Below are 26,218 nucleotides of genomic sequence, written 5' to 3'. Positions count from 1 at the left end.
TTATGCCTTCAAAAGAGAATAAGGGTCAATTCTCTTAATTTTCCTAGCTAGAATCATACTGATAATAAAGCTAATAGCAACAACTATAAAGGCGAGCAGTAAAAATATATGTAATGAGACCTTAAAATGATTTTTCATAGCTCCTAACAGCCTAAACATATTATTCGTTATAATGGGAATAAGAGAAAGGTCTATTAATGCTGAAAATACAGCAGAAATAAAAATAATCGGTGTAAAACTTAAAGACAATTGCAAGGTGAGCTGACTGTTTGACCAACCCAAAGCTTTATAAATACCAAATTCTTGTTTTTGAGTCATAATGAGTGAGTTGATAATCATAAACATCACTAATAATATAATAAGCATAGCTATTATAAAAATAATGACTATTACTGATGAAACGAGACTAGCATAAAATAGCCGATTATTTTTCATTAATTGTTCATAATTGACAGCACTGACTTTTACATGTGTTAATTTTCTTTTGTATGCTTTGATAAATCTGTTTGCAGCAGAAGCCCCTTTTTTCTTTAAATACACATTGAGACTAGTTGCTGCTGTTGGGCTGATTTTTTGATAGCCTTTATTAGTTAATTCACAGACTTTACCTTGATAGTTTATGCTTTGGATATAGCCGGTTACAGTGTATTTGTAGCTTGTATTGCCTTCTCGTATTTTTATTTTGCTTCCTATTTTATGCTTTTTAGCTAAGGTGCTTCCAATCGCTATTTCATTGCTCTTAAGGGGATTTTTGCCTTTATAGACAATATTATTTGTAAGACGTGAAAAGTCTTCAGCTACAAAGCCTGTAACGGCTTCATCTTCATTATTTAGTGGTACTGAAGCATATTCTAATACTTTTTGGACTCTCTTATCCTTTTTAAGAGTGGTTTTTAACCTTTGTAAATTGTCAGTCGTATTGACTGTAAAGATCGCAGATGGATTTTCTTCTGAAATTGTCTTAAAAAAATGATCAGGCTTAATGTTCACATTATAAAGTAAACTTCCTGAAAAGGCTAATAGGGTCATGATGCCAAAAGTAAGGATAGACAGTAAAATATTTTGGCTTGGAGAAGTAAACGTTTGTTTTAAAATCAGTGAAGGCTTTACTCCTAATTTAGAGGTCGCGAGTGGGAAATAATGATGATAGGAATGGTGTCCGCCCCCTCTAATGGCGCTAATAGCTTCAAGTGTCCAAATTCTCCTTGAACAACCATAAGTATAAATAGCGAAGATACCTATTGTAGTGGCAATGATGCTAAAAATGCTCACTAAATCAAAGGTTGGTGTAAAAGAAAATCCTGATTGGATAGCTAAAAAATTAGCAATTGTAGGTAAGACGGTATAAGAAAACAAAGACCCGGTTAAGGTAGCTAGTGCTGATATGAGTAAGTAAGGAATCATTTCAGATAAGATAATATTAGAGCTGGTGTACCCGATTGCTTTTAATACGCCCATATCAATGATTCCTTCTTCAATATGGCTGTGTATGTGAAAGCTGCTTAAAAATAGGCTAATAAGGAAAATGATAAGAGCTACAGCGATAAAAATAGCGATTAAAAGATTGGAAATCATCATTCGCGCTTGTTTGGTGGTTTTGTAATCGTTGATATGCAGTAATGAGATTCCTTTGTTAGAAATCAATGAGCTAATTTGATCTTTTATGGTATTACTATTTGCGTGCTTTCTTGTTTTTATGGAATATTCCGCAACTGACTTTTCCTTATTTTCCGAGCTTATCGTTTGATAGGCCTTTTGAGGCAAATAAGCACCAATTAAACTTGTTCCATAGTTACCATACTGCATTTCATTGACTGCTCCTGCAATGGTAAAAGAGTATTTCTTTTGGCCTAAGGAATACGTTATTTTATCACCTGTATGAAATTTTCCTAATTTTGCAATAAAGTTTGGAATATAGATCTCATTTTTAGAATTTTTTGTATTAGTTAAGATATCTAAGTGGTTTAGTGTCCTCCTTTCTTCCTTATTATAAAAAACAGTATTCATTTCGAAATCTGTTCCTGCAAAATGGTGAATGGTTGCTTTTGAGTAGAGCCCCTTGTGTTTTTCTGTAGCAGCAACACCTTTTATATTGTTGATTTGTTTTAATAGGTTCTTCTGATCCTGAGAAAGTGGAATGAGAACATTTATAGCTGCAGTATTTAACTTTTTAAATTGTTTATCGTATGCCCTTGATGTTTGAAAGGCGAGGACAAGTGCAATATTAATTGTAAATGCTGCAATGAAAAGCATGACTCCAAAAGAAGTGTACTGTTTTTTATTTTTTTTAAGATTCTGAATAGCAAGCCTCATATTACCACCCCATCTCTATAAGAAAGCTTTCAAATTTAGCTTTACGTTCAGCGGACTGACTATAGTTGCCCAGATTACATTCTCCAAATATTTGCCCATCTTTGATATAAACAATACGATTGCCGCGAAGGGCAGACTCTTTATCATGTGTTACCATAACAATGCTTTGACCTTTCTTATGCAATGAAGAGAAAATATCAAGTACAGCTTTAGAATTTGCTGAATTTAATGCTCCTGTAGGTTCATCTGCAAATAAAATATTTGGATCATTAATAATGGCACGAATAACCCCTGCCCGCTGGGCCTCACCGCCAGAAATGGCTGATGGCAGCTTTTCCTGAGTTTGCTCAGGAAGATTGACTAGTGAGAAGAGCTCTTTGGCTCTGGATACGATTTCTTTTTGCTTTCTATTTGTTAGTATTGCAGCTGTTATCACATTATCCATCACACTGAGACGCTTCATGAAATAGATTTGCTGAAAGATAAATCCACATTGTTTTCTGCGAAATTTGGCTAATTGATCACTTGTTAAGTGGCTTATATCTGTATTGTCAAAAATAATTTGACCAGCATCAGGCTTATCCATTCCTGAAAGAGAGTACATTAGTGTAGATTTTCCAGAACCAGAAGGGCCCATAATAACAGTAAAATCTCCTTTATAAATATCTATATTTAAATCCGAATAAACAGTTTGTATGCTGCTGCCTGTACCGAAACTCTTTTTTAAATGCCGCGCTGAAATAATTGTTTTTTTAGTCATATGATTACCTGCCTTTGTTTTAATAATGCCTTTTTACTATAGCATCTCAAAAACATTTAAAAGAGAAACAAAGGCTGACATTCCTAAATTTTTGCGCTACTTATAATGTCTCTGCAAAGTTTGGAAAATAGATTATAGGGTAAAAAAAGAGAACCGAGCTGACAAGCTTGGCCAAAAAGCCTTGCTAGAGGTGTTTTAGAGAGAAATGCTACAAAGAGTAGCTGTCTTTTTGGGAAATGTCATGCCTGCTTTCTTTCTCTTTTCAATGCTTTATCTTAAACTGTGAACAGACGAATCGTTTTAGAACGATAATTTATTTTAGAAGGCGGCTAATGACAGATGGCATTTGGCAAAACATTACGAACTTATCGAAAACAATTAGGCTTATCACAAGAAAAAATGGCTGAAAACCTTCATGTCTCTCGACAAGCTATTACAAAATGGGAAACAGGCGGGGGTATGCCGGATATTGCTAATTTGAAGGCTATTGCTGACTTATGTCAGGTTTCCGTAGATGATCTGCTTTCCTCAAGAGAAGCAGGCAGCCCTCAAAAGGATTTTCTTTATGATAGCTGGACAGAATATGATCTGGATGCTCAGAAGCATTTTGATTTAAAACTAGGAGGTCTTCATCATCTTGTTCTGCGATCTAGCGACAGTGAAAAAATCAAAGTGCGCTTAGCCAGCAATTCTATTAAGGATTTGGCCAAGGATCTCAAAGTTAAAATCGATGAGACGAAAGGCAAGATGGATGTGGGCTTAAAAAAATTAGCCGGGCTGACAGAGACAATGGCCAAAGAAGGACTCGTTGTTTTTGTGGATCTGCCTCAGCATTATCTTTTAGATGTTGAACTTTCTGTGAATTGCGAGAAGGTGGACTTAATCCAGATTTGCAGTGAGAACTTTGAGTTAGACGGTCGGGTGTCAGAAGTAATCATTGATGGCGGTCAGGGGGAGAAGGAGCTCAATAGCAAGCTTGATATGGTGATAAAGGTCACTGATCATAAAGGAAACATTGCTGTTAACCAAGTTTTGGCAGCTTCCAAAATCTATCTGCCTGCGGCTTACGCCTTTAGAGCGCTTAAAAGAGGGCTGGGGACCAGTCTGACTTTTGAGGATAATGGGCATAAGACAGCTGATTTTTCTTCTCAAGACTCAGAGAATTCTATTGAGTTAAATGGTTTTCGAACCGAGCTGACTATTATCAGAAATAGTTAAAAGCAGTCATTAGCCAGAAACGGCGATAGAGATTGAGCGAAGAGCAATTCACACTTTGATATACTTTCCCAGGCAAGGATAAACCTAATGCTGGACATATGTATTTGGAAAAGTATACAGAGGAAGTGGCTGCTAGAATAACAGCATTTTTAAACTTGAATTTGGAGGCAAAAAATTGATTCATCAAAGTAGATTTAAATATTTTCTAGTCCTATGGGGAGGACAATTAATTTCCAGTATAGGAAGCGGCTTAACTTCTTTTGGCTTAAATGTTTATGTTTTTGAAAAAACAGGCAGCGCCTTGGCATGTTCGCTAGTTACTCTGTGTGCTTTTTTTCCGCTGGTTTTCTTTACGCCCATCTCTGGTGCAATCGCAGACAAATTTAGCAGAGGGAAATTGATGCTGATTGGTGATTTTTTCTCTGCTGTCTGTTTAGGCGGCATGTTTGTCATGATTAGTATGGGAATCAACAATATTCCTGCGATTTGTATCTGGGTATTTCTTAGTTCATGTTTTGCGGCGATACTTGATCCGGCCTACAAAGCAACAGTGACGGATTTACTGACCTCCGAAGAATTCTCCAAAGCTGGAGGTCTTGTTCAGCTAGCGTCTTCTGCCAAATATTTACTATCACCCATATTTGCCGGTTTAATTTATCAAATTTCTGGCATCTATCTCATATTAGTCATTGATATGTGTACGTTCTTTACAACCTTCTTTACAGTAACTTATTCAAGAAAGGTAATGAATGAGTGCCAGCAAATTAAAGATTCTAAGGTGCATATTGTAAAGGATATTGCTGAAGGCTATAAAGAGCTGACCCAAACAAAGGGTGTGAAAATACTGCTGCTACTGTCCATCATCATTACATTTTATGTGGGCATCATAGAAACTCTCATAAAACCAATGCTATTGGAATTAACGGATTCTTCTACACTTGGAATGATATTGTCTCTTAGTGCTGTCGGAATGCTCATTTCAAGTTTGATTTTAGGTGTGAAAGGTATACAGAAAGGCTATCTCAAGTCACTGTCATTGTCCTTTTTAGTCATGGGAATAACTATAATGATTATTGGGTGTTTAACAAATCTCATGTGGCTTTCTGTGGTTGCCTTCTTGTTCTTTCTAACTATTCCGGTTTCAAATGTGTGTTTAGATGTCCTAATGAGATGTAATATTAGTAAGGATACTCAGGGGAGAGCGTGGGGATTAATTTCATTTATTTCTCAGCTTGGCTATATTGTCGCCTATGCTGTTTCTGGTGCTCTTGCAGATTATGTTTTTAATCCCTTGTTGTCTAAAAATGGAGCCTTAGCCAACTCAGTTGGAAAAATTGTGGGGACAGGCTCTGAAAGAGGCATTGCCTTGATGCTTATCATTTGCGGCATTTCGATGATTGTTTTAAGTCCATTTCTGAAGAGCGGTAAAAGTTTGAAGCAGATGGAAGCCAATTGCTTGAACTATGATTTGGAGGATTAAAAGAGATATGAAAAAAAGAATAATCTGCAAGGAGCTGCAAAAAGGTAAAATTATCTGCATCACGCTGATTGTTTTCATTACAATGGCTTCTGCTTTATTTGCATCAGCCACAGATCTTTTATATTCACTCAATAGCTCACTCAATACCTTTAGCAAAACGGCGAAGACGTCTCACCTTTTGCAAATGCATTCTGGGCATTTGAATTCAGATGCTATCAGTCATTTTGCAGAAAACAATAAATCTGTGAAAGACTATCAGATTGTTAAAATGTTAAATATCGCTGCTGAAGACTTATATATGAATCGTAAGGGGAGCAGTGAGAGTGGCAGTGTTATAGATTGTTCTTTGGTTGTGCAAAACAGCAAATTTGATTTTTTATTAAATTCGAAAAATAAGATTGCTTCTGTCAAAGAAGGACAAGCCCTTGTTCCTGTCTATTATAAGATTAAATATCATCTTAAAGCAGGAGATTCCATAAAAATAAAAGCGGGAAGTCAGTATAAGACATTTAAAATTGCAGATTTCGTTAAGGATTCTGAGATGAATTCTTCGTTTGTTTCCTCTAAACGTATTTTAGTCAATCAAAAAGACTGGGATAAGGTTGCAAACAAAACAGGAACATTAGAATACCTCATAGAGTTTCGGATGAAGGATATAAAGGACACCAATGCTGTTGAAACAGCCTATCAGGATAAAAAACTGCCATCGAATGGAGCAGCTATTACTTATTCCGAAATGCAGTTGCTGAATGGCTTAACGGATATACTGACAGCAGCAATGCTTATGATCGTTGTGGTATTCCTTGTCATTATTTCAGTGCTTTGTGTCAGATTTGCTATGTTGTCAAGTATTAATCAAGATTATATGGATATCGCTGTTATGCGGGGTTTAGGTATTCCTAATAAGTACATCGAAAGTATTTACCAGATCAAATACTCTTTACTAACGATAGCTGGCTGTACGATTGGTTATTTGCTTTCTTTTAGACTAACGCCATTAGTCCAGCAGAATATTGAGCTTTATATGGGCTTAGCTGATAAAGATCTCATCAATTATGGCATCCAAATATTAGCTGTTATGATGATAGGTGCTTCTATTATTCTTCTATGCAGAAAAAGCATTAAAAGAATTGAAAAGGTAAATACCGTCAATGCATTGCAAGATAATAATGAAATTTCCAGTGACAGGGTTATTAAGCGTCCTTCCTTATTTGGAAAAGGTGGGGCTTGGGCTAATTTTAAACTAGGCATTAAATACTTACTAAGTTATAAAAAGCCATACCGCATTCTTGTCCTTATCTTTATAGCCTTATCTTTTTTGGTTTTACTGCCAATACAGATGACTAGCACTCTTAAATCAAGTCAGTTTACCTCGTATATGGGAGTTGCTTCATCTGACCTTCGAATTGATTTTCAGCAGGGCGGAGTTAATGAAAGCAAGGCTTCATCAACTCTTGCAAAGTATCATGATATAAAAAATTATCAGATATTTAATACTTATTCAGCCAAAACTGAAAATGCAAAGGGTGAATCTGTTACAGTAAATTTTGAAAGGGGCAATTATTCAGTATTTTCTTTATCTTGTCTAACTGGTAATCTTCCAAAGCATTCTAATGAAGTTGCTGTTTCTTACTTGTTAGCAAACGATTTAGGGATTAAAGTCGGGGATAAGGTGACCTTTACGCTGTCTGGCACTAAATACAGTTATAAAGTGAGTGGAATCTATCAAGATATCACAAATGGCGGCAAGAGTGCTAAGGTCATTAAGAGCGTTCCAAATGCGAAAGTTATCAGAAGTGTTATTAATATTAATCTTTCATCTGAAAAGAAGAAACAGACTGTAAAAGAAAACTTGGGATCTGATTTCCGAGACGGAAAGGTAACGGATATTGCTGATTACGTGAGACAGAGCCTGGGAGATATTATTTCACAATTTAATATCATTACACTGATAACCCTGCTTATTGCCATTTTAGTGACAATACTGACGATTACTGTCTTCATGAGAACTTTAATCATCAGATACAAAGATGATATTGCTGTTATGAAAGCTTTGGGGTATAAAAATAGCGATATCAGATCTCAATATAGAACGAGAATCATCATTCCACTAATTGTTGGCATCATCGTTGGTTCTGTTTTAGTACTGATAGCGGGACAGCCTTTGGTAAGCATGTTCGCAGCCTCCTTTGGAGCCCCTAAAATAGTATTGATAAGCAATCCATTTATTGTCTACGGTTTGTTTCCGCTAAGTATCTTGATGGTTGCAACAATTATGATATATGTATCCAGTTATATGCTCAATCGTATAAGTCTCATTCAAAAATAAGGTAAAGGAAGGTAATGATGACAACAATATTAAGTGTTAAAAATTTAAAGAAAGATTTTAATGATAGCGGTCAAAAGGCGGTAAACGTTCTTAATGGCATCAGTTTTGATGTTGAGGAAGCCGATTTTATAGCAATCATGGGACCTTCTGGTTCAGGGAAATCAACCTTGCTTTATAATATCAGTGGCATGGATCAGCCTTCAAGCGGTGAAGTTGTTCTTGAAGGACAGAATATAGGTGGCTTGAACCAAGTCGAACTGGCAGATGTAAGACTGCATAAATTTGGTTATGTATTTCAGCAGCCGCATTTAATTCCTTCCTTAACGGTCAAGGAAAATATTATATTAGCAGCCTCTATACGCAATAAAAAAGTAGATAGTGTTATTGATGAAAAAGCAAAAAACTTAATGGAGCTGACTGGGATTAATGAACTGGCCGATCGCGATACCATGTCTTTATCTGGCGGACAAGCACAGAGAGTCAGTATATGCCGCAGTTTTATGAATGATCCGAAGCTTGTATTTGCTGATGAGCCTACTGGTTCGCTGAATTCAAAATCTTCAGAAGCAATTATGAATTTATTTGTTGATATCAATCAGAAGGGCAGTACTATTATGATAGTTACCCACGATCCGTTAGTAGCAGCAAAAGCCAATCAAGTATGGTTCTTATTAGATGGAGTCCTGTATCAAAAGGAGCGGCTTGGACCGTGGGATAAATCACAGGCATCTGTTATGGCTAGAAAAAACAAGATTAATGACATCATGTCTGAAATAGAAGTTTGAGCTAGGAGGTGAGAACGAAAAAACCAGAACAGTATCATCGAAGTTCATTTTATGATTTTCAATTCGCTTTAACAGTATAAAAAAACTAGTGAAGATTATTTCAGCTGAATTTTTTTCACTAGTTTTCTTATTTTAGTATATTTGTCATTGCTTACATTTCATTTGGTGCTTCAACACCGAGTAAACGAAGGGCTTCTTTTAAGACTGTAGCTGTCGCATAGATTAATGCTAGACGGCTGTCGCGTTCGGGTGTTTCCGAAAGAATACGAGTGTGGGCATAATATTTATTAAAACTTTGGGCTAGGTTAATAGCAAATTTAGCGATAACAGAAGGTTCTAAATTTTCGAAAGACTTGGCTATCACATTAGGGAAGTCTTGGATGTATTTAATAATCTCCCAGCTTTCAGCATCATTTAGTTGGTAAGTTGCATCTGCATCAGGAGTAAATTCTGCCTTTTTAAGAATAGACTGAATCCGTGCATGAGCATATTGTACATAAGGACCTGTTTCCCCTTCAAATGACACCATAGCTTCTAAATCAAAATCATAGCCATGTGTTCGCTCAGTTTTTAAATCATAAAATTTGATAGCTCCTACTCCAACAGCATGAGCAACAGCAGCTTTATCTGCTAAATGAGGATTTTTAGCTTCAATTTGTGCTAATGAACGTCCGACAGCTTCGGCGATAGTCGGCTCCAGTAAGATAACATTTCCCTTACGCGTTGATAGCTTCTTGCCATTTTTTGTCACAAGTCCAAAAGCAACATGCTGGATATCATCACTCCATTGATAGCCCATTTCTTTTAAAACAGCCTTTAATTGTTGAAAGTGAGCTGCTTGTTCTTGCCCGACAACATAAACAGATTTAGCAAAATCATATTGACGTTTACGGTAAAGAGCAGCTGCTAAGTCACGTGTAATATAGAGAGTTGTTCCATCGGATTTTTTGATTAAGGCTGGATTTTCAATACCATATTTTTCAAGATTGACAACCTGGGCTCCTTCTGAAGTTTCCAGCAAGCCTTTTTCTGCTAATAGATCAACGATCTCAGCCATTTTATCATTGTAAAAGGCTTCGCCATTATAACTATCAAAGTCAATGTCAAGTTCTGCATAGAGACGGTTAAATTCAATCAAGCTTTCATCACGAAACCATTGCCATAAAGTAAGGGCTTCTTCATCGCCCTTTTCAAGTTTGCGGAACCAATCTCGTGCTTCTTCATCCAGTTCTGGATGCTTCTCAGCTTCAGCGTTAATACGGATATAGAGCTGTAAAAGCTCATCAATTGGGTGGGCTTTTACGGCTTCTTCATTTCCCCACTTTTTATAAGCGACAATTAACATGCCAAATTGCTTGCCCCAATCGCCCAAATGATTAATCTTTATTGTCTTATAGCCCATTTTTTTAAAGATATTTGAAAGAGAGTCCCCAATTACTGTTGAGCGTAAGTGTCCGATTGAAAAGGGTTTTGCAATGTTTGGACTAGACATATCAATGGTAATATTTCGCCCTTGTCCGACTGTTTGCTGCGCATAATCTTCCTTCTTTTCAATGACTTCTTTTAAAACAGCCGCGGAAATCGTTGCTCTATCTAAGAAAAAGTTAATATAAGGGCCTACAGCCTGGACCTTTTCAAAATGACTGCTATCAATTTTTTCGACGATATCATTAGCAATATTTTGCGGAGCTTTACGCAGTGTCTTAGCGAGGCTGAAAGTTGGAAAAGCAATGTCTCCCATATCAGATTTTTTAGGTCTTTCAAGCAGGCTTATAATAGTATCCTTATCTAAATCTGTTACTGCTTTAGCAATTTGTTCTGCAACTAACTGTCTGTTATTCATGTACTTCTCCTAAATCGTAATCATTTTATTTTAACATAAATATGAAGCTTGTGCCGAAAATAATAAAAAACAGTCATTTAATAGGCTCTCTTAAATGTTGCGAAAATGAAAAAAGATTGAATTTTTGATATAATGAAGCAAATTGCTATTCGAGGGGAAAAATGAACAAAAAGGAACGTCAGAAGCAAATCAAAAGAATTATTCAATCACAGCATATTGGGACTCAAGAAGAGATAAAAAATTCTCTTCTTAATGAAGGTGTTGTCGTTACACAGGCGACGCTTTCACGTGATCTGCGAGAGATCGGACTGCTAAAATTGCGAGATGAGTCAGGCAAGCTTTACTATAGTCTTTCAGAGGGAGATTCTTCCTTTTTTAGTTCGGCAGTCTTGACCTATATTCTCAAGGTGTCTCGAGCTGGTTTCATGCTTGTTTTGCACACCAATTTAGGAGAGGCAGATGTTTTAGCTAACTTAATTGATGATAATGAAAGTCCTGAAATTCTTGGTACAATTGCTGGTGCAGATACCCTCCTTGTTGTCTGTAAAGATGAGGCGTCAGCCAATCGTTTAGAAAATGATATTCTTTCCCATTTATGACTTTATTTGAAGAAAAATTAAAAATATTAAAGACCCTTTTGCAAGAAGACGAAAATATTCAAGCTTATCAAGCGATAGAGGAAAAAATAAGACAAGTACCTGAACTAACTCAAATGGTTCATGATATGAAAGCCTATCAGCAAGATGCGGTGCTTTTTCAGAAGATTGAAAAACCACAAGCTCAAAAGCAGGCAGACCAAAATGCTAAACAGATGAGTGAAGTATTAAATGAACTGCCAATTGTTCAGGATTATCGCAGTAAAATGCAGGATGCTAGTGATCTTTTGCAGTATGTTACAAAAACGTTAGAAGAGCGAATTAATGAGGAGTTGAATAATGACAAATGATAAACTCTCTCCAGGAATGAAACAGTATTTGGATATCAAAAAAGACTATCCAGATGCTTTTTTGCTTTTTCGTATGGGAGATTTCTATGAATTGTTTTATGAAGACGCGGTTAAAGCGGCGCAGCTTTTAGAAATTAGCCTAACCAGCCGTAATAAAAATGCAGACAATCCGGTACCTATGGCTGGTGTTCCCTATCATTCTGCTCAGCAGTATATTGATATATTAGTTGATTTAGGATATAAGGTGGCTATCGCTGAACAAATGGAAGATCCTAAAACAGCAGTCGGAGTGGTTAAACGTGAGGTAATTCAGGTTGTTACACCAGGAACTGTTGTAGATTCAGCAAAACCAGATAATGCTAATAATTTCTTAATAGCTCTTGATCGAGATGATTCTCATTTTGGCTTGTCTTATATGGATGTGTCAACTGGGGAATTTTATGCTACCAGCCTAACAGATTTAGCAGCTGTTAGGAGTGAAGTGCTTAATCTTAAAGCACGGGAGTTAGTCATTGGTTTTGATCTCACAGCAGAAGAAGAACAGCTTTTTCAAAAACAAATGAATTTGTTACTATCATTTGAAAGAGAAACCTATAAAGACAGTCAATTAATTGACCAAAATTTAGATGCTTTAGAGATAACCGCAGCAGAAAAGTTATTGCAGTATGTTCATATGACTCAAAAACGTGAACTAAGCCATTTGCAAAAACTCGTTCACTATGAAATTAAAGACTATCTGCAAATGACCTATGCAACAAAATCAAGTCTGGATTTGTTAGAAAATGCTAGAAGCGGGAAAAAACATGGAAGCCTCTATTGGCTTTTAGATGAAACTAAAACAGCTATGGGAACCCGGCTGTTAAGAGTTTGGATTGATAGACCCTTAGTTAATCGTGATCTCATTATAAATCGTCAAAATATCGTTCAGGTTTTTTTGGAACATTTTTTTGAGCGCAGTGATTTAAGTGACAGTCTAAAGGGAGTTTATGACATTGAACGCTTAGCCAGCCGTGTATCATTTGGGAAAGCCAATCCCAAGGATCTTTTACAATTAAGTCATACCTTGGCTCAAGTTCCAGCTATTAAGGCCATCTTAGAAAGTTTTGACAGTCCTTATCTGAAAGCTCTAGTTGATCAAATAGATCCTTTACCAGAGTTGGAAAGTATTATCCGTACAGCTATTGATCCTGATGCACAGATAACAGTTACTGAAGGAAATATCATTCGAAGCGGTTTTGATGAGACTTTAGATAAATATCGTAAAGTAATGCGCGAAGGAGCCAGTTGGATTGCTGATATTGAAGCAAAGGAAAAAGAAGCCAGCGGGATTAATACGTTAAAAATTGATTATAATAAAAAAGATGGCTACTATTTTCATGTCACCAATTCCAACTTATCCTTAGTTCCTGATTATTTTTTTAGGAAGGCAACGCTAAAAAATTCAGAACGATTTGGAACGGCGGAACTAGCTAAGATAGAAGGTGAAATGTTAGAAGCACGTGAAGAATCAGCAAATTTAGAATATATGATCTTTATGCGCGTGCGCAAACAAGTGGAATTGTATATCGGACGGCTGCAGCAACTCGCTAAGCACTTGGCTACTGTTGATGTCCTCCAGAGTCTAGCTGTCGTTGCTGAAAATAATCATTATATTAAACCTGTTTTTAATGATCAGGAAGAAATAAGAATTGAAAATGGCCGACATGCTGTTGTGGAAAAAGTCATGGGCATTCAAGAGTATATTCCTAATAGCATTTATTTTGATTCTAAAACTAGTATTCAGCTCATTACTGGACCAAATATGAGCGGGAAATCCACTTATATGCGCCAGCTTGCTTTGGCAGTTATTATGGCGCAGATAGGGTCCTTTGTTTCAGCTGATTTAGCAAGTTTACCAATTTTTGACGCTATCTTTACACGTATAGGAGCAGCAGATGATCTGATTTCTGGTCAATCAACTTTCATGGTAGAAATGATGGAGGCTAATCAGGCTATTAAGAAAGCTAGTAGACAGTCACTCATTCTTTTTGATGAATTAGGCCGTGGAACTGCTACTTATGATGGTATGGCTTTGGCGCAAGCGATTATTGAGCATATTCATGATAGGATAGGAGCTAAAACTATGTTTGCGACACATTATCATGAATTGACAGATCTGTCAACTAAGTTGACAAACCTTGTAAATGTTCATGTGGCTACTCTTGAAAAAGATGGAGAAGTTACTTTTTTACATAAAATAACAGATGGTCCTGCAGATAAGTCATATGGTATTCATGTTGCTAAAATTGCAGGCTTACCAGATGAATTACTTTCTCATGCAGACCATATTCTTTTTGATTTAGAGAGCAGTAGTCAAGCTGTTTCTGTCCAGACAAAGGCAAAAGCAGAACAAAACCACTCTGTTGATGAGCAATTATCCTTGTTTAATGTTGATGATGATCACAGTGAATTGATTGCAAAATTAAAACATTTAGATGTAGCTAATTTGACGCCAAGAGAGGCAATGAATACTCTTTTTGATCTAAAAGATCTGCTTTAATAACTATTTTCAAATAAATTTGCTTTTTACTTGTGATATCATATAAATTCGTCTAGTGAGGAAATCTTATGTCTAAAATTATTGAATTACCAGAAATATTAGCAAACCAGATAGCGGCTGGGGAGGTTATTGAACGTCCTGCCAGTGTTGTCAAAGAATTAGTTGAAAATGCTATCGATGCTAAAAGCAGCCAAATAACGATTGAAGTGGAAGAATCTGGTCTAAAAACGATCCAAGTAACAGATAATGGGCAAGGAATAGAAAAAGAAGAAGTTGCTATGAGTTTACGCCGCCATGCTACTAGTAAGATTAAAAATCAATCAGATCTTTTTCGTATACGAACTTTAGGATTTCGTGGTGAAGCCCTACCTTCAATAGCTTCTGTAAGCAAAATGACTATCAAGACGGCTGTTGCTAAAGAAAGTCATGGGACTCTGTTGCTATCTATTGGTGGAAAAATTGAGCAAGAAGAGCCCTATAGTACACCAATTGGAACTAAGGTTACAGTAGAAGATCTTTTTTTCAATACACCAGCTCGTTTAAAATACATGAAGAGCTTACAGGTTGAATTAGGGCATATTATTGATACTGTCAATCGTATGAGCCTAGCACATCCTGAAATTGCGTTTACTCTGATAAATGATGGGAAAGAGTTGACCAAGACTTCAGGAAATGGAGATCTTAGACAAGCTATTGCTGGTATATATGGGCTTAATACGGCTAAAAAAATGATTGAAATTACAGGTTCTGATCTTGATTTTGATCTTACAGGCTATGTCAGTCTGCCAGAATTAACACGCGCTAATCGAAATTATATTACTATTCTTATTAATGGACGTTATATAAAAAATTTTTTACTTAATCGTGCTATTTTAGATGGCTATAAGTCCAAGCTTATGGTGGGGCGCTTTCCCATAGCAGTTATAGCCATTCAAATTGACCCTTATCTTGCAGATGTTAATGTTCATCCGACAAAGCAGGAAGTCCGCATATCGAAGGAAAAGGAATTAATGCAGCTGATTAGTACAGCTATTTCAGAAGGATTGCGAAAGCAGGATCTTATTCCTGATGCTTTAGAAAATTTGGCTAAATCTAGCACACGCAGTGCTCAAAAAGCAACCCAGACAACTCTTCCATTAAAGCAGACTAATCTTTATTATGATACTGATAAAAACGATTTTTTCCTTCATGAAACAACAGTAAATGAAAAAGAAGCTGACTTTACACCTCTTGACAAAGATGTAAAGGAGACAAAAAAATCGAACTCTGTCAAATATGCTGAACGCTTAGAAAATGAGAAACTTTATGGAGAACATCCAAATTTTAATTTTACAGATAAGTCAAAAAGACGTCAATTGGATAAGGCAGTAGTTGATTTGGAAAATGAGGGAAATGCTGCTTTCCCAGAATTGGATTATTTTGGGCAGATGCATGGAACTTATCTTTTTGCACAAGGAGAAGAAGGCCTTTATATTATTGATCAGCATGCTGCGCAAGAACGCGTTAAATATGAGTATTATCGTGAAAAAATTGGGGAAGTCAACAACAGCCTGCAGCAGCTATTAGTCCCTTATTTATTTGAGTTTCCAGCCAACGATTTTATGACTTTGCAAGAGAGAATGCCTTTTTTAAATCAGTTGGGTATTCATTTAGAAGCTTATGGGGAAAATACTTTTATTCTGCGCGAACATCCTATTTGGCTAGAAGAAGATGAAATAGAGTCTGCTATTTATGAAATGTGTGATATGCTGCTCTTAACAAATAAAGTCTCTGTTAAAAAATATCGAGCAGAACTGGCTATTATGATGTCTTGCAAACGCTCCATTAAAGCCAATCATGTGTTAGATGATCATTCCGCAAGGAATCTTTTAGTGCAGTTAGCCCAATGTAAAAATCCATATAATTGCCCACACGGTCGACCGGTTCTCGTTCATTTTACGAAAGCAGATATGGAAAAAATGTTCCGTCGTATTCAGGAAAATCATACGAGCTTAAGAGAATTAGGCAAATACTGATTTATTGGGGCTGTCTTTCATAACAATAGCATTCATAAAAAGCCTGCTTGTTGTAAGAAATAAGAAGATAAAACATCAAGAACTGCTATTTCTTAGTAGAAAATAGAATCTTTCTCTATAATCTTTTCCAAAGTCAATATCGCCATAGAAAAGGAAGCTTATTTCTAAATTAATTGTGCTATACTAGAAAAGGAAAAAGGAGAAGATATGTACGATTATTTAAAAGGTATTTTAAGTCAAGTTACAGCAAATTATATTGTTGTTGAAGTGGCAGGTATTGGATATAGGATCAATGTGGCTAATCCTTATAGTTTTTCAGAACAGCTGCATCAGGAACTACAGGTTTACCTGTATCATCTTGTTCGGGAAGATGCACAGCTGCTTTATGGCTTTCATACAGAAGCAGAAAAAGCTGTCTTTCTTAATCTTATTTCAGTTTCTGGCATAGGTCCTACTTCAGCCTTAGCTATTATTGCAGTTGATGACAATGAAGGCTTGGTCCGCGCTATTGATAATAATGATGTTACCTACTTAACTAAATTTCCCAAAATTGGGAAAAAAACAGCTCAGCAAATGGTTCTTGATCTTGCTGGAAAATTTACGGATTCCAAGGAAATAGCGGTTAAAAAGACCCAAATTAGTATTAAGGAGAATACAGCATTAGAAGAAGCTATGGAAGCTATGTTAGCTTTAGGATATAAAGCTGCTGAACTTCGAAAAATTAAGAAATTTTTCGAAGGAACGACCGATACAGCTGAAAACTACATTAAATCTAGCCTTAAAATGCTAATGAAATAAAACTGTTTTATCTCTAAATGCTATGCAAAGCTAATTTAACCTCTTCTATTGGTTTATTTTATAGATATTCAAAGGGTTTCCATGTAGTGTTAGATAAAGGAGAAGCATATGCAACGTTGTAGCTGGGTAAAGGAAAGCAATCCCTTGTATGTGGCTTACCATGATAAAGAGTGGGGAAAGCCGCTTCATGATGACCAAAAATTATTTGAATTATTATGTTTGGAAAGTTATCAATCAGGTCTTTCCTGGGAAGTCGTCTTAAACAAGCGGGCCGCTTTTAAAGAAGCCTTTTATAATTATAATATAGAAAAAGTATCTCAAATGACGGATGCTGATCTAGAGGAACTTTTGCAAAATGAGCATATTATTAGGAATAAACGGAAAATTTATGCCACTAGAACTAATGCGCAAGCTTTTTTAATATTACAAAGAAAGTTTGGCTCTTTTGATAGTTACCTTTGGTCTTGGGTAAATTTTTCGCCAATTATCAATGCTGTTAAGGATTATAAAGAAGTGGCGTCTAAGACCAAGTTATCAGAGGAGATAACAAAAGATTTAAAAAATTATGGTTTTAAGTTTATAGGACCTGTTTGTATTTATTCTTATTTGCAAGCTGTTGGCCTAGTTAATGACCATGAGGAAAACTGTGCCTTCAAATAAAACAAAAGGAGTTGGATTAAAGTATTTTCCAACTCCTCATTTTTTGTATTTAGGTGTAAGTTAACAGTGGCAGAAAGCCCTGTTTTTAATTATCAAAAATTATTCAGATGCCAAAGCTTCAATTGGATTAAGTCTAGCTGCTTTTCCTGCTGGAGCAATGCTTGCTAACAGAGCGATGATAATTCCTATAAGGACTGTAACTAGGGTGGCTGTCGCAGAAACTTGGATAATATCAAACTTAATAGTGTTATAGACTAATTTATTGACACCATATTGCACCAAGAAAACGGTCATTATAGCTAAGAGATTAGCAGATATCCCTAATAGCAGACTTTCGTTGACAAATAACCGTCGGATATCCTTACGGCGTGCTCCCATAGCTCTTAAAATTCCAATTTCTTTGGTTCTTTCAGCGACACTCATATAAGTGGTTGCTATAATCATTAAAATGCTAACTAATAGTGAAATTCCAGCCACTAATGCTAAAACAAAGCTGACGATATAAACAATTTGAACGATATTATCTAAGATTCCTCCGATTCCTTCAATAGAATAGAGTGTTTTGTGGTTTGATTTTAGCGCTTTTACCTTATTTTGAACTTGTTTTGTATTATTAAGATCATCAATAGTTAAAGTGACAAAGTTAGGTTTTAGTTTAGCATTAGCTGCTTTAGCAGCAGATGTTAACCCTGTGTAAGAAACGATGTTTGAACCTTCTGTTGTTCCAACAACAGTATAAGTTTTGGAGACTAAAGTAGGGGCTTGCTGACCATTGGCAATGCTAAGAGCCAGTGTCACTTTTTGGCCAATAATTTTTTTGGTTTTTTTACCAACAAAACTCTTGGCATTAGCCTTTGATAAAATAATTTCATTATCTTTAGGAAATTTTTTGTTGGAAAGTGACTTCTTCAAAATAGTATCATTGCTGGTTTGCAAAATTTGAGATTGGATGCGTTTGTTCTTATAACTAAGATTAAATATAGGAGCATAGTAACCATAGTTAACTTTTTGAACATGTTTGATATTTTTTAATTGCTTGTAATTGTCTGCTGTTATACCTTGGCTGGCTGCTTTTGCTGTGTCTTTTAGACTGACCTGAATAGCTTTAGGATTAGCAATACCATCAATAAAATGGTTCATATACTTGTTGGCGCCATTTCCAAGACCTAAGAAGAACATTACCGAAAAAAGTCCAATAGCAGTCCCTATCGTGATAATAAGATTTTGTTTCCAAGCACTCTTGAAATGAGAGAAAGCCATTTTCCAGCTAGACATGTAGCTTAGTGATCTAGACTTGTAGCCCTTTTCAGGCTCTTTATCTGAGAAAGCTGGGCGAATGCGTTTATCTTCGGTTATTTTACCATCTACTAAACGTACAATTCGGCTGCCGCTGTCAGCTACATCTTGTGAATGCGTCACTACTATGACAGTTTTTCCAGATGCTGCGATATCTTGCAGAATGGCCAATACTTCTTTCGTATTTTGGCTATCTAAGGCTCCTGTAGGCTCATCAGCGATAATAATATCTGGATCGTTAGCTAAAGCGCGTGCAATAGCAACTCTTTGCTTTTGACCGCCTGATAATTGAGCAGGCTTTTTCTTACGATGATCATAGAGGCCAACTTGACGTAAGAGTTCTTCAGCACGTTTTTTGCGATCGTGCTGAGATAACTGAGTCATTTTAAGACTGAGTAAAACATTATCTAAAACGGTAAGGTAGTTAACAAGGTTGAAGGATTGGAAAATAAAGCCAATGGTATCTCTGCGATAAGTATCCATAGCCTTTTCTTTCTTATCCTTCTGCTTTTTTCCATTTAAAATGACGTCACCTTGATAATCACGGTCAAGCCCCCCAATAATATTCATCAGGGTTGATTTACCGCCTCCGGATTCTCCTAAAATACTAGTGAAATCTCCGTTGTCAAAAGATAAATCAATACCCTTTAATACAGGAAATGTTTCTCGCCCAAGTTTATAGGCTTTTTTAATATGTCTTAGTTCTAACCTTGTCATAATGTCTCCTTAATTAGATTAATTTTTGTATTATTATAGCAATACAAAATTCATTGTATCATTTTATTAAAATATCAGCAACGTTTAAAATAATTTCTCAAAAATTTTTTAGTATAATAATATGATAAAATAAATACGAATAATTAAAGAGGAGGAGAAATGAAAGCAGAAATAATTGCAGTTGGAACAGAAATTCTAACTGGCCAGATAGTTAATACGAATGCCCAATTTTTATCAGAAAAGTTTGCAGAGCTGGGAATTGATGTTTATTTCCAAACAACTGTTGGTGACAATGAAATGCGTCTTCTGTCTATTTTACAAATTGCTAGAAGCCGTAGTGATTTAGTCGTCCTTTGCGGCGGTTTGGGACCTACTGAAGATGATTTAACAAAACAGACTTTAGCAAAATTTTTAAATCGAGATTTGGTATTTGATACTAAAGCAAATCAGCGTTTAGATGATTTTTTTGCAAGCCGGCCGCAGTATGCCAGAACACCAAATAATGAACGTCAGGCACAAATAATAGCAGGTTCCTATCCCCTTCAAAATACGACTGGTCTTGCTGTTGGAGGGATGCTGAAAGCAGATGGAGTAACTTATGTGGTTTTGCCTGGTCCGCCTAGTGAACTTAAACCGATGGTTTTAAAATCTCTTGTGCCGTTGTTATTGCAAAGCAATCAAAGATTATATTCGCGCGTGCTTCGTTTTTTTGGTATTGGTGAAAGCCAGTTAGTAACAATTTTGTCTGATTTAATTACAGGACAGACAGACCCTACAATAGCACCTTATGCTAAAACAGGAGAAGTTACACTTCGCCTGTCAACTAAAGCTCAAACCCAAGTGCAAGCAGATGCTAAGTTAGATCAATTAGAAGAACAGATTTTAACAGTTCAGACACTTGAAAAAAATAGATTAAGAGACTTGCTTTATGGCTATGGAGATGATAATAGCCTGCCCAAAGTAGTATTTCAATTGCTTAAGAAAAAAAGTCAAACACTTACAGCTGCAGAGAGTTTGACAGCGGGTTTGTTTCAGGCCAACTTAGCTGATTTTCCGGGTTCCTCTCAGGTTTTCAACGGTGGTTATGTCACTTACAGCATAAAAGAGAAAGCAAGAATGCTGCAGATCCCTTTAGAGGATTTACAGGAACATGGCGTAGTCAGCAGTTTTACTGCTGAAAAAATGGCAGAGCAAGCACGTATTTTAACGGAGTCTGATTTGGCCGTTAGCCTGACGGGGGTTGCTGGTCCAGATGAGTTGGAGAACCAGCCAGCAGGAACTGTTTTTATCGGTCTTGCTACTAGAAAAAATGTTAAGTCTATAAAGGTCGTTATTGGAGGACGAAGTCGTTCTGATGTACGGAAAATAGCGGTTTTACACGCTTTTAACCTGATACGCCAAACTTTATTATCTGAAGAAAATTTAGTATAATAATGGATGTTTTTGAAATATAAGTTAGGAGAATAATATTGGCAAAACGAACAAAAAAAACAGAAGAAGTTACAAAAAAATTTGGCGATGATCGCCGTAAAGCTTTGGACGATGCTTTAAAAAATATTGAAAAAGATTTTGGCAAGGGCGCTGTTATGCGCTTAGGCGAACGTGCTGAGCAAAAAGTTCAAGTAATGAGCTCGGGCAGTCTAGCCTTAGATATTGCTTTAGGTGCAGGTGGCTATCCTAAAGGCCGGATTATCGAAATTTATGGCCCAGAATCATCCGGGAAGACAACTGTTGCTCTTCATGCTGTAGCGCAAGCTCAAAAGGACGGAGGAATAGCTGCTTTTATTGATGCAGAGCATGCTTTAGATCCTGCCTATGCAGCAGCTTTAGGAGTAAATATTGACGAATTGCTTTTATCGCAACCTGATTCAGGAGAGCAAGGCTTAGAAATTGCAGGGAAATTGATTGATTCAGGTGCAGTTGACTTAGTTGTCGTTGACTCTGTAGCAGCTTTGGTTCCGCGTGCTGAAATTGATGGTGATATTGGTGATAGTCATGTTGGTTTGCAAGCGCGTATGATGAGTCAAGCCATGCGTAAGCTATCAGCTTCTATTAATAAAACAAAGACAATTGCTATTTTTATCAATCAATTACGTGAAAAAGTTGGTATTATGTTTGGAAATCCTGAGACAACTCCAGGGGGACGCGCTTTAAAATTTTACTCATCAGTGCGGCTTGATGTCCGTGGAAATACGCAGATTAAGGGTTCTGGTGATACTAAGGATGCTAATATTGGTAAGGAAACTAAAATTAAAGTTGTTAAAAATAAAGTTGCACCGCCATTTAAAGAAGCATTCGTAGAAATTATGTATGGAGAAGGTATTTCTCGTACAGGTGAACTAGTCAAGATTGCCAGTGACTTAGGAATTATCCAAAAGGCTGGTGCATGGTATTCTTATGAAGGGGAAAAAATTGGACAGGGTTCCGAAAATGCTAAAAAATTTTTAGCCGAACATCCCCAAATTTTTGATGCTATTGATCGCAAAGTACGTATTCACTATGGCCTTATTGAAGAGGATGAGGAAGAAAAACAAACGACTGATTCTCAAAGACAGGAAAGTCCAGAAAAAGATAAGAAGGATCTCATCTTAGAGCTCGATGACGCTATTGAGCTTGAGGACTAAATAAAAATAGGTCCTAAGACCGACTCTTTATAAGGTAAATTATGCTAAGATGATAGTATCATGTAAGGAAAGAGAGAATTAAACATGATTAAGATATATACAATTTCAAGTTGTACAAGCTGTAGAAAAGCAAAAACATGGCTTAACGCTCATAAACTCCCTTATAAAGAACAAAACTTAGCAAAGGATCCTTTAACAAAAGAAGAAATACTAGATATTCTTTCAAAAACAGAAAACGGAATTGAAAGTATTGTTTCCTCAAAAAATCGTTATGCTAAAGCTCTAAATTGCAATATCGAAGAATTAAGTGTTAGTGAGGTTATTGATTTAATTCAAGAGAATCCGCGTATTTTGAAAAGTCCGATTTTAATAGATGATAAACGTCTGCAAGTCGGCTATAAAGAAGATGACATACGTGCTTTCTTACCACGAGCAATTCGAAATGTTGAAAATACGGAAGCGCGTTTGCGTGCAGCTTTGTAGGATTATTAGAAAAGACAGCAAATCGTTTTATTATTAAAAAATGTAGGCATGCCTCCCAATTGTTGAATTCGTTGTTCAATATGAGGGAGCATGTCATTTTTGTTTCAGCCAGTTTTTTTGAGAGTGCTATATGATCATTATGATCTATCCTATGCTTTTCTTTTTTGCCTATCGGAAAAGAAAATAAGTTATTCTATAAGAACTCCATGAAAAGTTCTTAAGTTTGTTTTATAGTTTAATATGCTTTTAGATAGTTGTGTATTGTTGCAGTTGCTGCCTTCTTTTTATTAGAAAAGTTGGAAAATTAAGCAAAGGTTATTTAAAAAAAAGCTCTGAAACAGTATAGTTTTGGATAATAGCGCTTAATTTAAGATAAGTGGGTCTTATCCTTGTGAAAATGCTTAAAATAAGATATAATGTAACATGGTATTCCCTATGAGAAAGAAGGTGTTATTGTGGGATTTACAGATGAAACGGTTCGTTTTAACCTTGACGATGGTAACAAAAAAGAGATTAGCGAAACATTGACACATGTTTATCGGTCATTGGAGGAAAAAGGCTACAATCCAATCAATCAGATTGTAGGTTATGTCTTAAGCGGAGATCCGGCATATGTTCCCCGCTATAACGATGCTCGGAACCAAATCCGTAAATATGAACGTGATGAAATTGTGGAAGAGCTTGTGCGTTACTATTTGCAAGGAAATGGAATTGATTTTTAATGAGGATAATGGGGCTAGATGTTGGATCAAAAACAGTCGGCGTAGCTGTCAGTGATCCTCTTGGTTTTACTGCACAAGGTGTAGAGATTATTAAAATTGATGAAGTCAAAGAAAAATTTGGCTTTCAGCGTTTGTCTGAATTAGTTGAAAAATATCAAGTTGAAAAATTTGTTGTTGGCTTACCAAAAAATATGAATAATTCTAGCGGGCCAAGAGTTGAAGCTAGTCAGGCTTATGCTGAAAAATTAAAAGAATATTTTGATATTCCAGTTGACTATCAAGATGAGCGCTTAACAACAGTTCAGGCTGAACGCATGCTTGTAGAGCAGGCCGATATCAGCCGTGGGAAGCGCAAAAAGGTTATTGATAAATTAGCTGCTCAGTTGATTTTGCAGAATTATTTAGATCGTATGTTCTAACGCAGTATTAGAGCTGTTTTAAAAAGAGAAAAACAATAGGAGGCTGTATGTCACATAATCATGAACATGACCATAATCAAGAGCATGAGCTCATTACTCTTGTTGATGAACAGGGGAATGAAACCTTGTTTGAAATTCTTTTGACCATTGATGGTAAAGAAGAGTTTGGAAAGAATTATATACTTTTAGTACCATCAGGTGCTCAAGAAGATGAAAATGGTCAAATTGAAATTCAGGCTTATTCTTATCTCGAAAATGAAGATGGTACAGAAGGAAACCTCCAGCCAATTCCTGAGGATTCAGATGCTGAATGGGATATGATTGAAGAAGTCTTTAATAGTTTTTTAGATGAAAATTAATATGGAAAAGGGAGTGAGACAAACGGTCAGACGAAGTCTTCGATTTTGTCGTTTCACCCCTGCCCTGCACTTTGTAAATGGCTCAGAAAAATCAAACGAGGCAAGGACTTTTGTCCTTGCTTTTTTATTCTCTTTATTTACGAATAGTAAAATGGGGGTGAACATTTGAAGCAGTTAAAAAAAGTTAATTTAGAGGAAAAATTATTTTTAGAGACTTATAAAAAGAAATCCTTACATTATTTTAGGGAGATTTTAACCTATTGTTTAATAATAACTAAATTGACTAATAAATAGATTTTGTTATACTTTTAAATAGGAAAAATCAAGGAGAATAGGTTTGGACAAAAGACAAGGGAATTATCCTAACAAAGATTCGCAGGAATCTGATTTGCGCAGTCAAAATCATAAAGCGAAAAATAGTGTTGAAATAAGTTCTTTACATCGATTTTATATCATTATATTTAGTGTAATTGCTAGTTTTTTTTGTGTTGCTATGCCTTTTTTTACGGACTTTGGCAACGCTGTTCAATCGCAAAATCTTTATACTGGTTTGATGATGTCGCAAAATCATTTGCCTTATAGTGAAATTTTTGCGACAGGAGGTCTTCTTTATTATGCTGTGATTGCCTTAAGTTACTTTATGGGAAGCAGTATTTGGTTAGTTTTTGTTCAATTTGCTAGCTTTTATTTTTCGGGTATTTATCTTTATAAGATTATCTATCATATGACCTCTAAAGAAGAGGTAACTATTAATGCTATCTTACTTTTTTATTTGGCAAATTTTGCTCTTGGTTTTGGCGGCCTTTATCCTATCCAATTTGCGACACCTTTTATTTTACTCGCGCTTTGGTTTCTAACTAAATATTTTGCTGGTTTGACAAGGGATGAAGGCTTTATTATTTATGGTTTAACAGGAGCCTTAGCTTATTTGATAGAGCCTAGGACGCTTTTCTTTTGGTTGGTTTCATTAGCTGTTATTTGTGTTAATAATATGAAAAAGCGCCGTTTTGCTCATGGATTTTACCAGTTTCTTTGCTTCGTTTTTGGTAGTTTACTGATCTTTTATACACTTGGTTATTTTGTTCTCAATATGCAGATACTATCGTCGTATATTGATCAGGCAGGTGCTTATTATTTTACTTATTTTGCTTTAGGAAAAGAAGATATTTTATTAAGTATTCTCTTTCAGCTTATTATTCTTTTTGCTTCAGGTTTGTTAATGGGAGCTTTGACTTTCTTTAATCATCTTAAACAAGCAGGTGACCGTGATGATTTAGTGAAGTCTATTGTATTTTTGAGTTTTGTTTTCAGTCTTATTTTTATCATTTTATCGCAAAGTTTTGTAACCTATCAATTTTTAATTCTTTTGCCGTTTGGTTTAATTTTAACAAGTCTTTTTCTTGATGATAAATACAGCGACTCACTTAAACGGCGATCGCGCCGTCGGCAAAATAGGCGTTTATCCCGTAGAGTTTTTGATCTTTTTTTGTTAAGCCATTTTTATCTGCCCTGCTTATTGCTGTTATATGGTTTAGCTCAGCCTATTGTTCACTATATTGGCTCTTATAGTATGAATCAAGAGAGAGCCCATATTGTAAATTATATTAGGGAAAATACCAAAGAAAATGCTGTTATTTATACTTGGGATACGAGTGCAAAGATTTATATGGATTCTGATAGGCGATCGAGTGCTTTATTTCCTTTACCAATGGTTAATACAGTTAAAGCATCAAATCAAAAAGCATTGGAGGATGAACTGCTGCAAAATGAAGCTTCTTATGTTGTTGTTAATGAAGATTCAGAGCATTTGTCACCGACTTTAAAAAAAGATATTGTAAAAAAATATAAGAAAGTTTCCTTGAAGAACAGTCCCCACTTTGCCGTTTATAAGCTAAATTAAAATAAAAAATCA

Annotated in this window: 21 protein-coding genes; 17 read left to right on the top strand and 4 right to left on the bottom strand. The window is 35.9% G+C overall.

The features are described from left to right. Both STRMA_RS07240 and STRMA_RS07235 read right to left on the bottom strand, forming a co-directional pair. Positions 1-2,313: an ABC transporter permease gene (locus STRMA_RS07240; RefSeq protein WP_003082499.1), complete on the bottom strand. Its 2,313-nt coding sequence runs from the start codon at positions 2,311-2,313 to the stop codon at positions 1-3. Between the two features lies 1 nt (position 2,314). Further along, positions 2,315-3,073, bottom strand: a complete 759-nt coding sequence (locus STRMA_RS07235; RefSeq protein ID WP_003080706.1) for an ABC transporter ATP-binding protein — start codon at positions 3,071-3,073, stop codon at positions 2,315-2,317. A gap of 339 nt (positions 3,074-3,412) precedes the next feature. Here STRMA_RS07235 and STRMA_RS07230 point away from each other — a divergent pair, with 339 nt between their 5' ends. The 4 genes from STRMA_RS07230 to STRMA_RS07215 all read left to right on the top strand — a co-directional run bounded on the left by STRMA_RS07230 (position 3,413) and on the right by STRMA_RS07215 (position 8,885). Beyond that, entirely contained in the window at positions 3,413-4,291 is an 879-nt protein-coding gene (locus STRMA_RS07230) for a helix-turn-helix domain-containing protein (protein WP_003078823.1), read from the top strand. A 175-nt stretch (positions 4,292-4,466) separates the two neighbouring features. Continuing rightward, the gene (locus STRMA_RS07225; protein WP_003080552.1) at positions 4,467-5,771 is read left to right on the top strand and encodes an MFS transporter; all 1,305 of its coding nucleotides are present in this window, start codon (positions 4,467-4,469) and stop codon (positions 5,769-5,771) included. A gap of 7 nt (positions 5,772-5,778) precedes the next feature. Beyond that, positions 5,779-8,100 (top strand): ABC transporter permease, encoded by a 2,322-nt coding sequence (locus STRMA_RS07220; protein ID WP_003079367.1) that lies wholly within the window; start codon positions 5,779-5,781, stop codon positions 8,098-8,100. A 17-nt stretch (positions 8,101-8,117) separates the two neighbouring features. Continuing rightward, entirely contained in the window at positions 8,118-8,885 is a 768-nt protein-coding gene (locus STRMA_RS07215) for an ABC transporter ATP-binding protein (protein WP_003081061.1), read from the top strand. Between the two features lie 151 nt (positions 8,886-9,036). Here STRMA_RS07215 and argS read toward each other — a convergent pair whose 3' ends face one another. Further along, a complete protein-coding gene (gene argS, locus STRMA_RS07210; RefSeq protein ID WP_003079866.1) occupies positions 9,037-10,728 on the bottom strand; it encodes an arginine--tRNA ligase in 1,692 nt (563 codons plus the stop codon). Between the two features lie 161 nt (positions 10,729-10,889). Here argS and argR point away from each other — a divergent pair, with 161 nt between their 5' ends. From argR to STRMA_RS07180, 6 genes are all read left to right on the top strand, one after another. Continuing rightward, positions 10,890-11,327: an arginine repressor gene (gene argR / locus STRMA_RS07205; RefSeq protein WP_003081702.1), complete on the top strand. Its 438-nt coding sequence runs from the start codon at positions 10,890-10,892 to the stop codon at positions 11,325-11,327. After that, entirely contained in the window at positions 11,324-11,674 is a 351-nt protein-coding gene (locus tag STRMA_RS07200; protein ID WP_003079851.1) for a YlbF family regulator, read from the top strand. Before argR ends, STRMA_RS07200 begins: the two co-directional genes overlap by 4 nt. Next, a complete protein-coding gene (gene mutS / locus STRMA_RS07195; RefSeq protein WP_003082394.1) occupies positions 11,664-14,213 on the top strand; it encodes a DNA mismatch repair protein MutS in 2,550 nt (849 codons plus the stop codon). The genes STRMA_RS07200 and mutS overlap by 11 nt, the downstream gene beginning before the upstream one ends. Before the next feature lie 68 nt (positions 14,214-14,281). Beyond that, complete coding sequence (gene mutL, locus STRMA_RS07190) at positions 14,282-16,228, top strand: DNA mismatch repair endonuclease MutL (RefSeq protein WP_003079332.1); 1,947 nt, start codon at positions 14,282-14,284, stop codon at positions 16,226-16,228. 207 nt (positions 16,229-16,435) lie between these two features. Next, positions 16,436-17,026 (top strand): Holliday junction branch migration protein RuvA, encoded by a 591-nt coding sequence (gene ruvA, locus STRMA_RS07185; RefSeq protein WP_003080505.1) that lies wholly within the window; start codon positions 16,436-16,438, stop codon positions 17,024-17,026. Positions 17,027-17,134: 108 nt separating this feature from the next. Continuing rightward, positions 17,135-17,686: a DNA-3-methyladenine glycosylase I gene (locus STRMA_RS07180; protein ID WP_003080355.1), complete on the top strand. Its 552-nt coding sequence runs from the start codon at positions 17,135-17,137 to the stop codon at positions 17,684-17,686. Positions 17,687-17,785: 99 nt separating this feature from the next. Here STRMA_RS07180 and STRMA_RS07175 read toward each other — a convergent pair whose 3' ends face one another. Then, positions 17,786-19,699 carry an ABC transporter ATP-binding protein/permease gene (locus STRMA_RS07175; protein ID WP_003081804.1) on the bottom strand — a complete coding sequence of 638 codons (1,914 nt, stop codon included), beginning with the start codon at positions 19,697-19,699 and terminating at the stop codon, positions 17,786-17,788. Positions 19,700-19,858: 159 nt separating this feature from the next. On the opposite strand from STRMA_RS07175, the gene STRMA_RS07170 reads away from it, so the two are divergent. From STRMA_RS07170 to STRMA_RS07140, 7 genes are all read left to right on the top strand, one after another. After that, positions 19,859-21,130, top strand: a complete 1,272-nt coding sequence (locus STRMA_RS07170) for a competence/damage-inducible protein A (protein ID WP_003079770.1) — start codon at positions 19,859-19,861, stop codon at positions 21,128-21,130. A gap of 38 nt (positions 21,131-21,168) precedes the next feature. Continuing rightward, positions 21,169-22,323 (top strand): recombinase RecA, encoded by a 1,155-nt coding sequence (gene recA / locus STRMA_RS07165; protein ID WP_003081015.1) that lies wholly within the window; start codon positions 21,169-21,171, stop codon positions 22,321-22,323. 84 nt (positions 22,324-22,407) lie between these two features. Continuing rightward, positions 22,408-22,806 carry a transcriptional regulator Spx gene (gene spx / locus STRMA_RS07160; protein ID WP_003079254.1) on the top strand — a complete coding sequence of 133 codons (399 nt, stop codon included), beginning with the start codon at positions 22,408-22,410 and terminating at the stop codon, positions 22,804-22,806. A 455-nt stretch (positions 22,807-23,261) separates the two neighbouring features. Further along, on the top strand, positions 23,262-23,528 hold the full coding sequence (locus STRMA_RS07155) for an IreB family regulatory phosphoprotein (protein ID WP_003080921.1): 267 nt from the start codon (positions 23,262-23,264) through the stop codon (positions 23,526-23,528). Beyond that, positions 23,528-23,947: a Holliday junction resolvase RuvX gene (gene ruvX / locus STRMA_RS07150; protein ID WP_003082291.1), complete on the top strand. Its 420-nt coding sequence runs from the start codon at positions 23,528-23,530 to the stop codon at positions 23,945-23,947. Before STRMA_RS07155 ends, ruvX begins: the two co-directional genes overlap by 1 nt. Positions 23,948-23,994: 47 nt before the next feature. Next, the gene (locus STRMA_RS07145) at positions 23,995-24,306 is read left to right on the top strand and encodes a DUF1292 domain-containing protein (protein WP_003080359.1); all 312 of its coding nucleotides are present in this window, start codon (positions 23,995-23,997) and stop codon (positions 24,304-24,306) included. A 331-nt stretch (positions 24,307-24,637) separates the two neighbouring features. Next, entirely contained in the window at positions 24,638-26,206 is a 1,569-nt protein-coding gene (locus STRMA_RS07140; protein ID WP_115277023.1) for a glycosyltransferase family protein, read from the top strand. Positions 26,207-26,218: the final 12 nt, after the last annotated feature.

Origin of the sequence: Streptococcus macacae NCTC 11558, assembly GCF_000187995.2 — a bacterium.
Classification (GTDB): domain Bacteria; phylum Bacillota; class Bacilli; order Lactobacillales; family Streptococcaceae; genus Streptococcus; species Streptococcus macacae.
This window is presented reverse-complemented; position numbering and strand designations above follow the sequence as displayed.

Bases quoted from the DNA above. Each gene is read 5' to 3' on its own strand.
- STRMA_RS07200 (WP_003079851.1), top strand. From the start codon at position 11,324: ATGACTTTATTTGAAGAAAAATTAAAAATATTAAAGACCCTTTTGCAA.
- STRMA_RS07230 (WP_003078823.1), top strand. From the start codon at position 3,413: ATGGCATTTGGCAAAACATTACGAACTTATCGAAAACAATTAGGCTTA.
- argS (WP_003079866.1), bottom strand. From the start codon at position 10,728: ATGAATAACAGACAGTTAGTTGCAGAACAAATTGCTAAAGCAGTAACA.
- STRMA_RS07170 (WP_003079770.1), top strand. From the start codon at position 19,859: ATGAAAGCAGAAATAATTGCAGTTGGAACAGAAATTCTAACTGGCCAG.
- mutS (WP_003082394.1), top strand. From the start codon at position 11,664: ATGACAAATGATAAACTCTCTCCAGGAATGAAACAGTATTTGGATATC.
- STRMA_RS07175 (WP_003081804.1), bottom strand. From the start codon at position 19,699: ATGACAAGGTTAGAACTAAGACATATTAAAAAAGCCTATAAACTTGGG.
- STRMA_RS07240 (WP_003082499.1), bottom strand. From the start codon at position 2,313: ATGAGGCTTGCTATTCAGAATCTTAAAAAAAATAAAAAACAGTACACT.
- STRMA_RS07145 (WP_003080359.1), top strand. From the start codon at position 23,995: ATGTCACATAATCATGAACATGACCATAATCAAGAGCATGAGCTCATT.
- mutL (WP_003079332.1), top strand. From the start codon at position 14,282: ATGTCTAAAATTATTGAATTACCAGAAATATTAGCAAACCAGATAGCG.
- STRMA_RS07215 (WP_003081061.1), top strand. From the start codon at position 8,118: ATGACAACAATATTAAGTGTTAAAAATTTAAAGAAAGATTTTAATGAT.
- ruvX (WP_003082291.1), top strand. From the start codon at position 23,528: ATGAGGATAATGGGGCTAGATGTTGGATCAAAAACAGTCGGCGTAGCT.
- argR (WP_003081702.1), top strand. From the start codon at position 10,890: ATGAACAAAAAGGAACGTCAGAAGCAAATCAAAAGAATTATTCAATCA.
- STRMA_RS07220 (WP_003079367.1), top strand. From the start codon at position 5,779: ATGAAAAAAAGAATAATCTGCAAGGAGCTGCAAAAAGGTAAAATTATC.
- STRMA_RS07235 (WP_003080706.1), bottom strand. From the start codon at position 3,073: ATGACTAAAAAAACAATTATTTCAGCGCGGCATTTAAAAAAGAGTTTC.
- STRMA_RS07180 (WP_003080355.1), top strand. From the start codon at position 17,135: ATGCAACGTTGTAGCTGGGTAAAGGAAAGCAATCCCTTGTATGTGGCT.
- spx (WP_003079254.1), top strand. From the start codon at position 22,408: ATGATTAAGATATATACAATTTCAAGTTGTACAAGCTGTAGAAAAGCA.
- ruvA (WP_003080505.1), top strand. From the start codon at position 16,436: ATGTACGATTATTTAAAAGGTATTTTAAGTCAAGTTACAGCAAATTAT.